At 44.9% G+C, this 15879-nt stretch carries 11 protein-coding genes; all 11 read right to left on the reverse strand.

Features of this window, described 5'->3' with window-relative positions; genetic code table 11:
- Positions 1-82: 82 nt before the first annotated feature.
- A complete protein-coding gene (locus tag QMA41_RS05055) occupies positions 83-1279 on the reverse strand; it encodes a DUF1343 domain-containing protein (RefSeq protein ID WP_171352160.1) in 1197 nt (398 codons plus the stop codon).
- 106 nt (positions 1280-1385) lie between these two features.
- Positions 1386-3389 (reverse strand): glycoside hydrolase family 3 N-terminal domain-containing protein, encoded by a 2004-nt coding sequence (locus QMA41_RS05060; RefSeq protein WP_348650161.1) that lies wholly within the window; start codon positions 3387-3389, stop codon positions 1386-1388.
- A 507-nt stretch (positions 3390-3896) separates the two neighbouring features.
- Positions 3897-7022 carry a hydrogenase expression protein gene (locus QMA41_RS05065; protein ID WP_281629033.1) on the reverse strand — a complete coding sequence of 1042 codons (3126 nt, stop codon included), beginning with the start codon at positions 7020-7022 and terminating at the stop codon, positions 3897-3899.
- Positions 7023-7774: 752 nt separating this feature from the next.
- A complete protein-coding gene (locus QMA41_RS05070; RefSeq protein ID WP_281629034.1) occupies positions 7775-8680 on the reverse strand; it encodes a cache domain-containing protein in 906 nt (301 codons plus the stop codon).
- 11 nt (positions 8681-8691) lie between these two features.
- Complete coding sequence (locus tag QMA41_RS05075) at positions 8692-10032, reverse strand: TRAP transporter large permease (RefSeq protein ID WP_281629035.1); 1341 nt, start codon at positions 10030-10032, stop codon at positions 8692-8694.
- A 15-nt stretch (positions 10033-10047) separates the two neighbouring features.
- Positions 10048-10596, reverse strand: coding sequence for a TRAP transporter small permease (locus QMA41_RS05080; RefSeq protein WP_006959181.1), 549 nt, complete (start codon positions 10594-10596; stop codon positions 10048-10050).
- Positions 10597-10719: 123 nt separating this feature from the next.
- Positions 10720-11721: a TRAP transporter substrate-binding protein gene (locus tag QMA41_RS05085; protein WP_038512651.1), complete on the reverse strand. Its 1002-nt coding sequence runs from the start codon at positions 11719-11721 to the stop codon at positions 10720-10722.
- A 112-nt stretch (positions 11722-11833) separates the two neighbouring features.
- Complete coding sequence (locus QMA41_RS05090) at positions 11834-13285, reverse strand: FAD-binding oxidoreductase (RefSeq protein WP_019276708.1); 1452 nt, start codon at positions 13283-13285, stop codon at positions 11834-11836.
- Between the two features lie 49 nt (positions 13286-13334).
- Entirely contained in the window at positions 13335-13760 is a 426-nt protein-coding gene (locus QMA41_RS05095; RefSeq protein WP_065740436.1) for a nuclear transport factor 2 family protein, read from the reverse strand.
- Positions 13761-14015: 255 nt separating this feature from the next.
- Positions 14016-14804: an FRG domain-containing protein gene (locus QMA41_RS05100; protein ID WP_171340233.1), complete on the reverse strand. Its 789-nt coding sequence runs from the start codon at positions 14802-14804 to the stop codon at positions 14016-14018.
- 34 nt (positions 14805-14838) lie between these two features.
- A complete protein-coding gene (locus QMA41_RS05105; protein WP_029236213.1) occupies positions 14839-15876 on the reverse strand; it encodes a putative sulfate exporter family transporter in 1038 nt (345 codons plus the stop codon).
- Positions 15877-15879: the final 3 nt, after the last annotated feature.

Below are 15879 nucleotides of genomic sequence, written 5' to 3' on the forward strand. Positions count from 1 at the left end.
CTAAAGAGGATTCTCTTTGGACTGAAATTGGCGAGCAGCAATCGCTCGCCGAATCTCGCTCTGATTTTGGCGCTTAATGGCTTTAATCAGGGTATAAACGATAAGTTTCACGCAATGTGCTGAATGCATCTAGTTCAGGCTGCCAACTGGCTTCAATTTCCTGATACGGTTTTCCTTGGCGAATTTGATTGAGTACTTCCGTTGTCCCAATCAGCTGAGCGAGCCATTCTGGTCGATCCACAATTTCACTATCTTGATAACCTAGATCGCGCATCGCCCAGTACCAACGAGAAAATGCCTCAATACTGAATTTGGTGTTTTCAGGTGGAGCAATTCGATAGCTTTCACCATACACATATTGCCCTTGCTGCGGCCATGCAGAGCTGTCATCTGCAATTTGGAACTCATGGTTAATTTTTAAGTTTTCATCGGGGTAACCAATCACTTCAAAGGGAGTATTCGTTCCTCGGCCTACACTGATGGTGGTCGATTCAAACAATCCTAAGCTTGGGTAATGAATAACAGACTCATCCGTTTGTAGATTTGGTGATGGCGCGACAGGTAAAGAATAGCTGTCGCTGTGACTGTATTCCGGTACCTTAACAACTTTGAGGTCACCTTCATCAAGGAACACACCATTACTCAGCCACAATTCACCGTTAATCATCAATGCTAACTCAGCAATCGTCAGGCCATGGACGACAGGAATAGGTGCCATCCCCACAAAAGAGACATGTTCTGGCTCCATGATTGGGCCAGCGATATAGCTCCCATTTGGGTTCGGGCGATCGAGAATTACTACCTGACGACCGTATTCTGCCGCCGCTTCCATAACCAACTGCATAGTACTGATGTACGTGTAAAAGCGGACGCCGACATCCTGCATATCGAAGACCAGTACATCAACATTCTGCAGATCTTCCTCGGTAGGCTTTTTATGGTCGCCATATAAAGAAATGACTGGCAACCCAGTTTCAGGATCAATGCCATCTTCCACTTCTTCACCTGCATCCTGCTCACCTCGTAGACCGTGCTCAGGTGCGAACAAAGTCGTCACGTTTACCTGTTCTTCAATCATGGCATCAATAAGGTGAACGCCCGTATTCAGGCGCGAGGTTGGGTTAACGACCAACCCAACCCGTTTGCCCTCCAAATAAGGCAGGTATTCTTCCAGTTGATCGGCGCCCACTGCAATTGAGGAAGTAGTTGACTCTTCTTCATCACAACCTAGGGTAAATATCGTACTGACTATCAATAATATCGACAGTAAAACCTTCATGTTATTACCTCATCTTTAATGTGTTGCTTGATATTTAGATGTTGTTAAGCACCCTCTTCATTTCCTGAAAAGGGTGGTAGGGATATTCGCTAAAAAAGCAGTGGGGTTAGTAACTCAGGCCGTGGCCGATGGGGTATTTGAGGTCGCCCATATTACCGTCTTCGTTCTGTTCGAAGACTTGCACTGGTAATCGCCCGTTTGGATTGAGGGTGCCCAGAATGGTTTTAGCCACAGACTCCATCACGTGTGAGCCAAGATCGTTGCCTTGCTCATCGATACCGTAGTAGTTGTAAGTCGCAATAGCGCTGTGTGAGACATCCTCAAAGTTCACGACATCGTATGGAGCCCGCAAGGTAAGGTGGATAACTCTTTTTTGATTGTCGAATGCGTATTTCATCATGCTGTAAGCAAATTGGTTATCATCAATCTCCTCTGCTTTTTGACGCTCGTGAACATTGAATACCAGTGAATTTGATGCACTGGATAAGCGCTTCAAGGCTGTACTGAAAGAGTCACCGTTATCCTCGACTGGAGATGGTTCTGTGGCAGCAGTACCGACAATAATGGTCTGAGCACCATCAATGTTTGTCTTTTCTGCATCTTCCGTGGTTTCAGATATTAAAACGCCTGTCACTTGCGTTACCCCTTGCTCATTGAGCGCCGCTTTCAACGCTTTGGCTTTATCACCTTCGCCATAATCAGGCATGATGATGTGTACGTTTTCAATTTCATCTGGATTGAGGGGTAAGGTGTCGTCTTGGTTTTCTATCAAGGTAATTGACTTGTCGGTTATCTCCCTTTCTGTCTCTTGATGTTGCACATTACCTATCAAATTCTGAGCGTTATCTTGAACCTCAGAAAGGTCTACTTTCCCCGCAACGTTAAGCACATTCCGCTTTAGCTTAGTAGCAATGATTCGTTCAACAGACTCATCAATGCTTTGCTCAGAAAGCTCTCCAGCCTCTACCGCTGCTACCACTTCATCAATCAGCTCACCTAACTGCCCTTCACCGCTGGTTGTTCTGAAAAGGGTTGGCATCAGTGCGATATCTACACCAGCCTGGAACGTTTTAATCACCGCATCCGCTTCTTCAAAGTGTGCAGCGATACCTTGCATATCCAGCGCGTCGGTAATAGTGAGGCCCTGATAGTTGAGTTCTTCACGCAATAATTCAGTTTGAATCTTGTGTGATAATGTCGCGGGTACAACGATGGTTTCGCCGCTGCGACTGCCCACGACTTCGGAATCATCCAAGGCCGGATATTGAATATGAGCCGTCATGATCATGTCTGGTGCCAAGCCTTGGTCGATGGCTTCTTTGTAAGGGGCTAGATCAATCGCATACGCTTCTTCAACGGACTTATTAACGATAGGTAAGCCGTAGTGTGAATCCGATTCAGTATCACCATGCCCCGGATAGTGCTTAAACGTCCCGATGACATTTTCATCGGCCATTCCTTTTGCTGACTGCCCTCCGAGTAAACCCACTAGTTGAGGGTCTTCGCCGTAGGATCGAACATTAATAACAGGGTTAAGCGGATTGGATTGGACATCAACGACAGGAGCGAAGTTGACATTAAACCCAACCGATTTAATTTCTTTCGCTAAAATTCTACCCGACGCGTAGGCCAGTTCAGGATTATTATCATTTAAATAAGCAGCGCCAAGAGCCATATTACCGGGTAAGTTTGTGGCTTGTGCTCTTGGCAAACGAACAACATTCCCACCTTCTTGATCTATGGTGACAAATAATCCAACCTCTTGATCCTCTTCAACGGCATTTTGCATGTTCCAGATCAACTCGGCAGTTTGATTAATATCGACCAAATTACTACTGAATAAAATCACACCACCGACTTTATCATTGCCAATAATATGTCGAACACTCTCATTTATTTCCGTTAATCCATCAACACATTCAGGTTCTCCTTCATCACACCAATAACGAAATGACATTATTATTTTTTGTGAGATCTTTTCTCTCAATGTCATATCTTGTGTAATTACGCGTGCCCTATCTTCCAAAGAGAGGGAGTCCGAATCATCAAGACATCCAACTCCTATCAGGCATGCTATTGTAATTAAAGAAAGTCTTAAGCTCTTTTTCATTCTACCCCCCGAATAATATGATTTTGTTTCTCAGATTGAGTGCGTATTCGCTTATAAATTGCGCCACACTAATCTCTACTCGGTAGAATGCTATTCAATAAACACGATAATTATTGGAATAAATATCACGACTTATCTATTCCAATAAGTTTTAAAATGGAATAAAACACTGATTAATTATGAATAAAGATATCAAAAGCTATGATTACAAAGATGAGAAAAGGCTATTCCAAATAGGAATAATATTGGTGATATTATGATGAAGAGATATCGATATTTTCTAACAATCAATTCTATGTCACATAAAATGAACAATAACTAAACTAGTTAATTCAAACATATTCAAATAAATAAAAATATAGAATAAGCAAACTAAATATAAACGACCATATTTCAAAAAAGAGTAATATATCCTTATTGATTAGTGGATAATAATTTATACAAAAATCCGATATTGATTACTCAATATCGGATTGGTCATTTTATTCTTTATCGATTGGAGTGAAACTACTCAGTACAGCTTCCAATCCACACCCAGCCAGAATATGGATCCGCAGGCGTTAATTCTGCATCCGTCCAACGTTCAGCTTCATATAGGCTACCTTGATATGTCACCTGTGCGCCTTCCTCATATTGCCCCGGCTCAAATTCAGGAATATCCGCACAAATGCCATCGCCACCACCCGTGTTTTCACCAATCACTTTTAGTTGTGTTGACTTAACCGCTGACTCCTCACCATCTGAAGCCTCTAGTGAAATGGAGTAGGTCAGATTGTAATCCGTCACAGGCGCGGTCACTTCGAGCGTAGCGCTGTTCGTGTCTCCCACGACTGTTAGATCTGAAGGTACCGTCCATTGGTAGCTCACTTGTTCACCTTCCGGATCCGTTGCCGATGCCGTAATGGTAACCGTTTCCCCACTATCAACCTCGTAATTCGGTGATAGATCAATCACTGGTGGCTGATTACCCGGCGGTGGCGTTTCTCCACCTTCTCCACCCCAGATAGAACCATCACATTCCTTGCCCACCAGACATGCAGGGCTTTGAGCGTAGGCGTCAACCTTACCGTCTAACCAGCCGTTGTCCGTACCGTTGGAACCAATCGATACGACTGCTGTAGTCGAGCCGCCTCCCCAGAAAATAGAGAAGACATTACTCTTCGGCAAATCATGCATCGCCATTCTCGACCAATCATAGCCATTATCTTTTGCAAGGAGTTCACCAACGTTACTCGCACCGTTGTAGATCTCCGCGCTCAGAGCTTTATCGAGTAAGCCTGCTCGAATAGTACTGATATCTGTACTGATACGAGCGTCACCCATAAAATAAGAGCCACCTGACGCTTCATGTTCAACGCCGATGAGATCATTACCTTCCTCTTCGGTCGGCATATGGCCGCCTGGGATCTGCCAAATCATTGCTGGTGAATCGGCACCGTCACTGATGGTTTTCACGTAAGAAAGATAACGTGTCCAGCTCGTTGCATTGTATGCGTAGTTAGCAATCGCTTCCGACCCAAAACCATCTCGTTCATATTTATCAAACACGATGTAGTCAGGAGTGTAGGTGCCGCTGTAGACATCTAACGAAGCGATAAACTCAGCCACTTCTTGGCCTTTAGCTTCAGACTGATCCTCGGACGTATGGATCCAATTCGCAGAGCCCACTGCCCAAAGGTTAATCTGCCAACCGTAAGTGACATCCTCAGCGAGCGCGTTCATGATGAAGTTTAATGACGCAATATAGCCCTTCAACGTATCCTCAAACTGCGGGATTTCTACAGGTGGCTGATAGCCGTAGGTCTCTTCCATGAACTCCAGAGCACGCGCCAACTGATTGTTGACTTCGACACTGCCCGACACACTGAGCATTTCAACGTCAGATGGGTTTTTCTGTAGTTCACCAAGGAAGTCAGGGTTAAGTACAAACGACATTGGCGAGCTGCCATCGCCACGAGCGTATTCCTGCGCGGCTGTCGCCTGAGTAATGAAAGTCGCGTAATGTTTGTAAAGAAGGTTGTTATCTTTCAGGTCACCCCAACTTGCGCCACCACTGGCGTTGGCGGTGTAAACTACCATGACAGGCAGTACGGGCTTACCAGAAATTCCAGAAGCGGTTTGAGCGTTCGCGTAGGTAGTATGAAGAGGAAGACCATCTTTCGGCAAGATGACATCTGGGTCACCGGAGCCACTCAGACCGGCGTACTTGAAGATTGCATCGACGCGCGTAGCACCGATTTCTTGAGTAGCCTGCTCACTGTCATTGGTCACGGTGCCGTTGGCAACGAAATCAGGGAAACCTTTCACTGCTAGGCTCATCGCTTCTCGGAATGGTAGGGCTAACGCGAACGGAGTACTACCAGCAGTTACCATGATTGACTCTTCACCATCGTAGGCGTAGCGCGTCTCGCCAGCGGATACTGGATCAATCTCTACCTGATATTCCCCCGGTTTCATGCTATCAGGCAACGTAAACGTGTTCTCTGTAATCTCATAGCTGTAAAGACCGGAACCATCTGTCGCCACTAAATTCACTAAAACCGGCATCGCTTCAGTTGGCAGCCCTGAAAGCGTTGCTTCTACGATACGGAAACCTTCAGTATCAATAGCAGTGGACGAAACGTCTGCAGTTACTTCAGTCTCGCTGTCTTTGTTGACTGAAATATTCAAGTTGTCCTGAGGTTGGTACAAAGTGTTATTCACGGTGACTGGCGAGTAACTTAGATCGTAGCTGTGGCCGTCAAGCAGTTTACCAATATCCAGATTTCCACCAAATGGCACGATGACACTGCGTTCAATATCTTCGCTGCCTGCAGGATGTACCGCAACGTTTGTAGTTAGGCTTCCAGCAACTCCTTCAATGGCAGGCATTGTAAGATCGATACCCGCGTAATAAACAAATGCATCGTATTGAACGGAAGCCGTTGGCGCGGCTTGGTCACTATCCACTGTCACCGTTGTGGTTGGCGAAGCCGCTGTAGCAATCCCCTCTTCACTCGACACATCCAAAGCGGTGACCTGATACTCACCATCTTTTAAATGGTCGAGCGTGTAGGTAGAGCCCCATGCGACTGAAACCGTTTCTGTGTAACTTTCCCCTTCAACCAAAATGGAAGCTGAAGACAGGCTGGAGTGAGGGGACGTTGACGCAATCAGTTCAATCTTACCTTGTAACGCGGGGTCATTCTTGATGATGACTTGCTCAACACTAAGGTCGTTTTGATCGATGAAATCTCCGTTTGTTGAGTTAAGACCAAATATCAGATCGAATGATGCACCTGCTGACAGCGGGTCAGACGTCGCATCGTGTGTAAAAACAAAAGTATTGGGTGCTGGACTACTAACGCTAAAACCCGGAGCACCCCATACGGTGTTCACCGACGCATCTTTACTTGTGGTGACCCAAACTTCAGCACTGTCTAAATCCAACATTTCACCGGACACGTTACTCACTGTGACCTGAGCCGTTGAGTACCATTGCTCCACACCTTGCATTGTAATCTGTGTTTCCACCGACTCACTCTGAGTAGCGGCGATACTATTCTGTGGCGCGGCAATGGCAGATTGAACAGCCAGCAATGGCGATCCCATTAACGCTGCAGTTACCAACAAACTGATCGTTGTCTTTTTCATGATTTAAATCCTATAGCACCTATATCAAACTTAGGTGATGCCTTTATTTGTTAAGCCAAATTTATAGTTTGTTCCGATGCACTATCACCTGTATTAAGACAGTAATTCTCTGTCTTACAGGAAAAGTCGGAACCAAAACTATTTTTTAGTGGGAATCTTAATAAGGCAAAGTTGCTTAATTAAATTTTGATAAGCATCCCAGAATTCAACAACCTCGTTTAAATTGTCAAAAAATAAAATAATCAACCGTTATTAATTCTTGAGATTTTTATAATAATCAAAAATAAAAGTGAAGAAATGAAACAATATAGAAACATATATGGCTGAAAAACTCAGATAAAAATAATATCAATTAAATCAATTGATAAATATTAATACCTTTTCACCGATAAAAACCAGCCCATTCAACCAAGCAACGAAAAATCACACAAAAACAAATATTTTCAATAACTTACACAAAACAATTTCAAAGTAAAAAGTTAACTTTTCACGTATTACACTGATGAAATCCCACTTTTACTGAAAAATCCATTAATACTTATAAATGAAAGAAAGAATAATCATTAAAACCGACACTCTTATAACTTAATGTTCTATATCCATTATTTAATATCGTTACAATCATCTCCAATCTTTCATTTAGATAAAATAAGTTGTTAATCAAAACACTAATAAATATCTGTTAAGGAAAAAATAATAAGGCCACTCCGTAGAGTGGCCTTATTAAGCTCTGTATTTATATTCTAATTAGATTACGACGACTGCGATTTAGTGTAATAACCTACAGCGACTACCTTGTTATCTAATACTCGATAATAAGTGTGTTTATTCTCAACGTTACCTGATAACGGATTCAACCATCGGTAGGAGTACTCCCCTCGACCATTCTTACGCGCCAACGATAATAACTCGGTCACGATTGGTTTGAGATCTGGGTTAAGAATTTCGTTATGCGAACGCCCCACTAACTCTGGAGAGGTGCCGTGAGCGAGAAACTTACCAGAGTTAATATCGAGCACGAACACATACAGATCGCCTTGAACAAAATCGCCATCAATATCATTGAATGCGTCTAAACTCTGCTGCTCTGAATTCACCATTGCGGCCATGGCCCTCGACAATAGTTGTTTTGCTTCAGTCGCACTGGAACGCTCAGGATAGTAGCCCACGGCCACAATCACATCTCCCACCCTTTCAAAGAAGGTTTTCTTGGGCTCCCCCATTCGATCGGTTGGATTGGTCCAGTGGTATTCCACCTCACCATAGCCATTGTGAACCGCTTTCGAGATCATCTCACGAAAAAAGGGCTTACCATACACATCCTGAGTATCCAATACACTGTCACCAATTAGCACCATTGATGAGCCACCGCTGGCGAGAAACTGGCCATCGACTCCCACCGCAAAGACATACAGTTCGTCATCAACAAATGCTGGGTCAGTAGAAAAATCACTGACCGCCTTATCGCCTTGGTTCTGAATATGCAGCACGGCTTTAGATAGCAGCGTTTTTGCTCTGCGCTCTGCCTGTGTTGCGACATGCGGCTCCGAGATATCCAGTACATTGACCGCTTGCTGGCTCTCTTCAGCTTGTACTATCGCGCTGCTGAGAGCACTCAGCATCACAGTGGCTAAAAGAAGAATTCGTTGTAATTTCACGTTCATACCTCCTAGTATCCGACCATAGATGGCAGCCATAAGCTGATTTGTGGGAAGAAGGCAATCACAAACACACCAATTACCGAGGCAAGCACAAATGGGTGAATCTTAGCGGTAATTTGCTCCACCGTGGCCCCGCCTATCCCCGAGGCAACGAAGATATTTTCTCCCAGTGGTGGAGTGGCAAATCCAATCGACAACGTACATACCACCACAATCCCAACGTGCGTTGGATCTGCGCCAAGCATGTACATAATAGGCAACAATACCGGCACAATGATCATGATGGCCGCTAGGGTTTCCATAAACATACCAATGAACAGCAGTAGCGTGATGGTTAGCGCCCACACTAAGTACATGTTGTCGGTGAAGCCAAGCAGAGATTCCGCCACTACCACTGGTATTTTCTGTTCGATCAGCAGGCGACCAAACACAGTCGCAGCAAACAAGATCAGCAGGACACGCCCTGTAATCCAGGTTGTGGTCGACAGCGATTTGGTAATACTCTTAAACGACAATTCACGGTGAATAAACAACCCGACAAACAGCGAGTAGAAGATCGCAACCACGGCCGATTCGGTCGGAGTAAACATGCCGCTGTAGATACCGCCAAGGATCAGAAACGGCGCTAATATGGACCACACACCACGGCGCAAAGTATGCCTGATATCACCGAATGACCAGTTCTCTGTCAGGCCGGAATAGCCTTTGCGCTTCGCAATCATGTAGTTGGTAATAACTAAGGACGATGCCATGATCAAACCCGGAACAACCCCAGCTACAAACAGCTTTGGAATCGATAGAGAGGCGAACTGCCCGTGCTGCGCAATGGCTTCCGGTGGGGCCATTAAACCCATCGCCGAAATACCAAAGATGACCAAAGGAATCGACGGCGGAATGATGATCCCGAGACCGCCTGAGGCAGCGGTGACCGCCGACGCGTAGCTCTTCTCATAATCACGTTTCACCATCGCTGGCACCATCAGCATACCCACAGCCGCGGTCGTCGCTGGCCCTGAGCCCGAAATCGCACCAAAGAACAGACACGCCATTACAGTGGCGGCACCCAGCCCCCCTGTCACTGGCCCGGCAAGGCTCTCAGCGATATCCACCAATCGCTTGGAAATCCCGGCCGCTTCCATCAAAGCGCCCGCGAGTACAAATGAAGGCAAAGCCATCAAAGGGAAATTACCGACTGAAGTAAATGCGATTTGCACTAACGCTATCGGGTTCTTATCCAGTATTAAATAAGCAGCCATTGATGCCCCTGCCAGAGACACAGTAATAGGTGCGCCCAAAATCAGCAGGGTTAAAAAGCCGCCAAACAAAATCAGAGTTAAATATTCATCCATCGTTACTTCTCTCTCTTACTGCGAGTTCAGCGACTTCTGCATTGTCAGTTTATTGAGCTCCTTGACCTCTGGGTCTTCACTTTTCACTCCTTTGAACAAGCGCTCGTAATTGTTCCAGAGGATCCTGATCATCATTAGTGAAAACGCGATCGGAAGAATCATATAGAAATACTTCATCGGAATCCCCGTCGTCTGAGATTTCCAGAACAGGTTCATTTTGTTGAACACAAAGTCATAGCTCAGATAAACGAAGTAACCGTTGAACAGTAACCAAAGGAAATCTGCAATGGTTTCACTGATGGTCTGGACGATAGGAGGGAAAAACTTGAAGTGAAAACTGACTCGGTTATGCGCCGACATTTTGGCTGCGACAACCGCACCTAAATAGGCAAACCAAACAAACATGTAGGTGGCGACTTCGTCTCCCCATGGAATGGAATAATCGAACAGCTGGCGTGAAATGATCTGTGAAAACAACAGCAGGACAAAACTTGCCAGTAGCAGACAGCAAGTGTATTCCTCGACATTGTTCAGGTGTTTTTTAATTGTTTTAGCGACTGACATATAGCCTCCGGTGTTGATCTTTACATGACAACCAGTCGCTCAAGGGTATTGAACAGATAAACAAGTAAGGCCATGTAAAAACCCTACCTGCCCTGCTCGGGACAGATAGGGTGTATCTTGTCGTTATTGTCTACCCAGTAGTTCAAGAACGTTGTCTAGCTTCTCTTTGCCTCCGATGCTTGAGTAGAACTTAGGCCAGACAGATTTAGTGACTTTATCAATCCACTCTTTCTCACCGTCAGCTGGGTCTGTAAACACCATGCCTTTGTCTTCAAGGTCTTTACGAATTTTGCTTTCTGTTTCCTGTAGGTAAGCAAAGCTGTGTTCCGTTGCTTCTTTACCTGCATCAAGAATGATTTTCTGCATTTCAGGAGATTGCTGCTGGAAGATACTTTCACTGATGATCAGTGGCTCAAGCGAGAAGATGTAACGAATGTTGGTGACGTACTTCTGCACTTCGTTAAACTTCATCGCATAGACAGTGATGTATGGGTTGTCTTGACCATCAACCACGCCTTGTTGCAGGCCAGTAAACGTCTCAGACCACGCCATTGGTGTTGGGTTTACACCCCACGCCTGATAAGAGGCAATCATAATTTCGTTACGAGGGACACGAATCACCAAACCTTTCAGGTCAGCCGGAGACGCAACCGGTTTTTTCGAGTTTGTCAGCACACGGAAGCCTGAATAGGCCCAGCCCACAACACGCACACCAGCATCACGGATGGTGTTTTCCACCAGCTCCTGACCGACAGGGCCTTGCGTCAATAGCACGGCTTCTTCAGCACTTTGAATCACGTAAGGCATAGTAAGAAGGCCAACAGTTGGAGAGAAAGGTGTGACGTTATTGATCGCCAAAACAGAGAAGTCCAACAGTCCAATGGCTGCGTCATTGACGGTATCTTGCTCGTTACCTAGCTGACCATTCGGAAACAGGTCGATTTTGACCTTGCCATCCGTTTTTTGCTCCATCAACTCTGTAAACTTAGTGCCGAGTTCCCATTGAGTGCCACCGGCAGCATCGCCGATTGCCATCTTGAAAGTTTGTGCAGCCGCTGTGTGTGACAATACTGTCATCGCTACAATTGTCATGCCTGCTACAATTTTATTCTTTATAAGTTTCATAGTCTTAACCTTTTCATATCGCGCAGATTCCCTACCTGCGCTTTGCTCACAAGGTGACCTGGTACAACTTTCCTGGTCGTTTGTATTTCCCTAATCTGGAACGTTTAACTGATTACAGCACCTCATCTTTTAGCTGATACCATTGATAGAGGAACCGCTGCCCGACTCGTCGAAATGGTGCAAATAACTCCGATTCCACCACTTCTCTCACGTTCGGGAACGGAAGTTTTGATTCAAATATTGGAAGGTCGAGTGTATGGCCTTCACCTGCTATCCACTGTGCTAAGCGCTTACCAGCCTGCGCCGAATACATCACACCATTTCCGCCATAGCCCAACGCATAGAAGATGGACTCGCTCGGATTTGGCTGATAAATCCGTGGCATCATGTCGTGGCTGACGTCTACCCAACCCCACCACGAGTAATCGACCTGAATCTGATCCAGTGCGGGGAATTTACGCGCCAGATCTGCTCTTAGCATGTCTTCGTACTTTTTCTGCGGAGCGTCACGCCCGGTGATAGCACTTCGTGTACCAATCTGTACTCGGTTGTCTGGCAATAAACGGTAGTAGTGACGCAATACGCGTGTATCGGTAATCACCTGATTGGTTTTGAAATTGCACGCTGCTATTTCATCCGCAGTCAGTGGACGCGTCACCATGGAGTTAGATAACACCGGTAACAGGCGATTTTTGAGAGAAGAATGCAGACCTTGACTAGTGTAGCCACCCGTACACACACCGACCGACTGCGCTTTCACCACTCCGCCGGGTGTCTTGAGATAATGCACTCCACCTCGAGTTTCCCACCCTGTGACTGGGCTGGCTGGGTGCACTTTAACCCCGAGAGCTCGCGCTTTTTTCAGGTAACCAAACGCCAGCTTACCCGCATGAATGCCGATACCTTCAGGCTCATGCATCGCCCCCGCCGCTTCCTGATCACCAACGTACTCTCGTTTTACAGTGTCGGCATCTAAGATCTGCGCGTCATAGTTGAAGGTCTCACGAAGCAATTTGGCTTCTTTCTCCAACGTCGGCATGATCTTGGCACGGTGAGCAATATAGAAGTGGCCACCCGGCTGAGGATCACAGTCGATGTCTTTGATCAGAGACTTAAAGGTGTTCATTCCATCCACACACTCTTGGTGCATTTTTAGAGCAGTATCAACACCCCAGCGTTGAATCCATTGTGAACGCTTCAGTCTTCCGGAGGCGCATTGCGCTTGCCCGCCATTTCGGGTGCTACACCCCCAACTTAAGCGGTTGGCTTCAATCACTGTCGCTTTAATGCCGTACATTTCAGCTAAGTGAATCGCGGTGCTCAAGCCAGTAAAACCTGAGCCAATGATGGCGACATCAACATCCATATCGGATGTGATCGGGCCGTCGTCTTCTGGCGGTGCGCCTGCCGTATCAACCCAGTAAGTCGGCGCGTATTCCTTGCCCTGTCCCGGGGTTTTGTCTTTAAGCGGATCGTACTTGGGATCGTACTTATCTTTTGCTTGTGTCGTTTTTACCTGAGGCTCTTCAGCATCAAAGGCTGGCTGGTCCATGACTAAACTCATAATTCGACTCTCCTGGTCATAACACGTGAATAACGATTTCTTAGCGCGTTTATTTATTAGGAGTCAGTGCCGGTCGAGTTTTTCTGAACGCATTCTTCACTTGGATCTTGCCATCTTTAAGCGTGAAGACATCGACCATACGAGCTTCAGTCACACTGCCGTCTGGATTGGTGGCAGAGAACGTTGATTCTGTAATGGCTTGGTCACCACAGACGAAGTGAACCGGATCACTCCAAGCTGCATCAGGGAAGTTTTTGAAGACCGCTGCAAAGCTGTCACGAACCGCTTCTTTTCCTTCAATAGTGGTGCCAAACAATCCTTCGCCAGCAACCGTGTGGAATACGCAATCATCAGTCATGAACGTCATCAAGGCTTCAACATCGTGATTGTTCCACGCATCGCTAAATGATTGTAAGAAAGCGCTATCGACTTGGTTTTCTTGTACTAATGTCGCTGCAGTAGTTTGCATATTCATATTCCAAGGTCCTTTTATGTTTACGTTATTGGTTTAATATCAGCAGATAATCCGCCATTTATAATTAGAGCAATAAGACTAGTTAACATTTTGTTAACAAGGTCCCTCACTTTATCTTTGAGTTTTATTTAATTCAAACGTTGAGTTCACAGATTACAGTTTTATGACTATTTAATTATTCAATTAAAAATAAAATTCAGATCTATTTAATAAAATTATCAATTTTAATTATTGAATAATACTGACACTTTATGCTCAATCAAAATCAAAGTCTTGATGATAAACTCTTCCGTATTGTTCAAGAACACGTTGTTCATTTTTATTATCATGTTCTGAGGAAATGTCTCCTTTATTTTTATTACTCATGATTTCTGCATCATCTAAGTGAGTATGTACATCTGTATTTTCTTTTTCAGGTTGATACGAAATACCCATAGCTATCAATTCCTCTATAAGTTTCTTTTTCACTGAAGGTAATATATGAATCAAAGTCAATCGATTTGCATATTCCTTTTCCGCATACAAGGATTCAAAGTATTCTGTCGCGCTGCGTTTCAGAGGGTGGATGGAATACCACTTCTCTCGGTCTCGCTCATACGTATCACAGCTTGCAGCATTAAATATCTTTGTGCTTTTCAGAGAGTATGGGCAATCAACAAATCTAACATGCTGATTATCATTAGCTTTAAGTACCGTCATACTCTGAACATTGTCACTGTGGCAGACAGACCACAGCGCTTTACTGGCATTTTCAGTCCATTCTAATAGCCTGGTTGGAAAGCCTTGTAGCCTCGCCATACACATCAAGAGCCAGTCATTAATCTCACGCTTATCCTGATAATGGAGGCCATAAACTCTAATGGCTGATAACGTCTCTTGCTCTAAGTCATATATATTTCTAGCACGCACACAACCAAGTTTAGGAACTAATATAGAGTTATTATTTTCATGTGCATGATATAAAGTTGGACCGCTATTATTGCCAATGGTTTCGATTATATTGAAAAAGTCTTTAATCGAACTTATATAGTGTTTATCATCCATAATTACATCCTTACAGTACTAATAATCACAAATACTAAGAAACCATTCGTTGACCATAAATCACAGTCAACATATATCCCGCTATAAAAACAGCATTAAGAAGTAATAACAGTATTGGTTTCCATCCGAGAGAAAAAAGCTTTTCAAATGAAGTTTTTACCCCTAAAGCTGCAATTGAAATCACCAAACACCATTTAGAAAGTTCAGACATACCTTCTGCCAATGGCGCAGAAACCCAACCAAAACTGTTAATCGTAATTAATCCAATAAATACAATCAGAAAGAACGGCATTATTGGTGTTGATATATGCGAATCTGAATTGCCGTTATGACTTTTTACCCTGAAAGTTAATGCAATGAGTAAAATCACTGGCATTAGCATGGCGACTCTGAACATCTTCGCTAGCGTCGATGCATCGCCGATTTCTGTCGATAACATGAATCCGGCGCCAACTACCTGCGCCACATCGTGAATCGAACCACCGAGGAACATCCCCGCTTCACTCGCTGTTAAGCCAAGTGAATTAACAATCAGTGGATACAACACCATGGCAATTGTTGAGAATGCAGCAACACCAATCGCTGTCATCAGGGTGTATTGCTCATTCTCCTTGCTTTGAGGGATGGTGGATGAAATGGCCATGGCCGCTGAAATGCCACAGATTCCCGTTGCGCCCCCAGCAAGTAGGCCAAACGTTCCCGATACGTTAAGCAGTCTTGCCAATATAAGGCTAAATGAAATGGTCAGTACGACTGCGCCAGCCAGAATCCCTACCCCTTCCAGCCCAATCGCACTGACATCGCTGAAAGCAATACGCACGCCCAGCAATGCCACACCAATTCGCACCAGTTTCTTTGCCGCAAACTCGATACCTGCACCGCACTTTTCGTGATCGGATAAAAAGTGCAATGAAATACCCAGCAACAATGCATAAAGAAACTTAGGGCCTCCATAATGATCAGAGACAAAGGTTGCTGCCGCTGCAATCACGACACTTAACAGCAATCCCGGTGCGATGCCTGTCGCCTCAAAGTAGAGACTACGCGGCATTTTCATTGTTTTAGAAATCATTAC

It is taken from the genome of Vibrio sp. St2 (assembly GCF_947311885.1).
Taxonomy (GTDB): Bacteria; Pseudomonadota; Gammaproteobacteria; order Enterobacterales; family Vibrionaceae; genus Vibrio; species Vibrio coralliilyticus.

Bases quoted from the DNA above. Each gene is read 5' to 3' on its own strand.
- QMA41_RS05055 (WP_171352160.1), bottom strand. From the start codon at position 1,279: ATGAAGGTTTTACTGTCGATATTATTGATAGTCAGTACGATATTTACC.
- QMA41_RS05060 (WP_348650161.1), bottom strand. From the start codon at position 3,389: ATGAAAAAGAGCTTAAGACTTTCTTTAATTACAATAGCATGCCTGATA.
- QMA41_RS05065 (WP_281629033.1), bottom strand. From the start codon at position 7,022: ATGAAAAAGACAACGATCAGTTTGTTGGTAACTGCAGCGTTAATGGGA.
- QMA41_RS05075 (WP_281629035.1), bottom strand. From the start codon at position 10,032: ATGGATGAATATTTAACTCTGATTTTGTTTGGCGGCTTTTTAACCCTG.
- QMA41_RS05080 (WP_006959181.1), bottom strand. From the start codon at position 10,596: ATGTCAGTCGCTAAAACAATTAAAAAACACCTGAACAATGTCGAGGAA.
- QMA41_RS05085 (WP_038512651.1), bottom strand. From the start codon at position 11,721: ATGAAACTTATAAAGAATAAAATTGTAGCAGGCATGACAATTGTAGCG.
- QMA41_RS05090 (WP_019276708.1), bottom strand. From the start codon at position 13,285: ATGAGTTTAGTCATGGACCAGCCAGCCTTTGATGCTGAAGAGCCTCAG.
- QMA41_RS05095 (WP_065740436.1), bottom strand. From the start codon at position 13,760: ATGAATATGCAAACTACTGCAGCGACATTAGTACAAGAAAACCAAGTC.
- QMA41_RS05100 (WP_171340233.1), bottom strand. From the start codon at position 14,804: ATGGATGATAAACACTATATAAGTTCGATTAAAGACTTTTTCAATATA.
- QMA41_RS05105 (WP_029236213.1), bottom strand. From the start codon at position 15,876: ATGATTTCTAAAACAATGAAAATGCCGCGTAGTCTCTACTTTGAGGCG.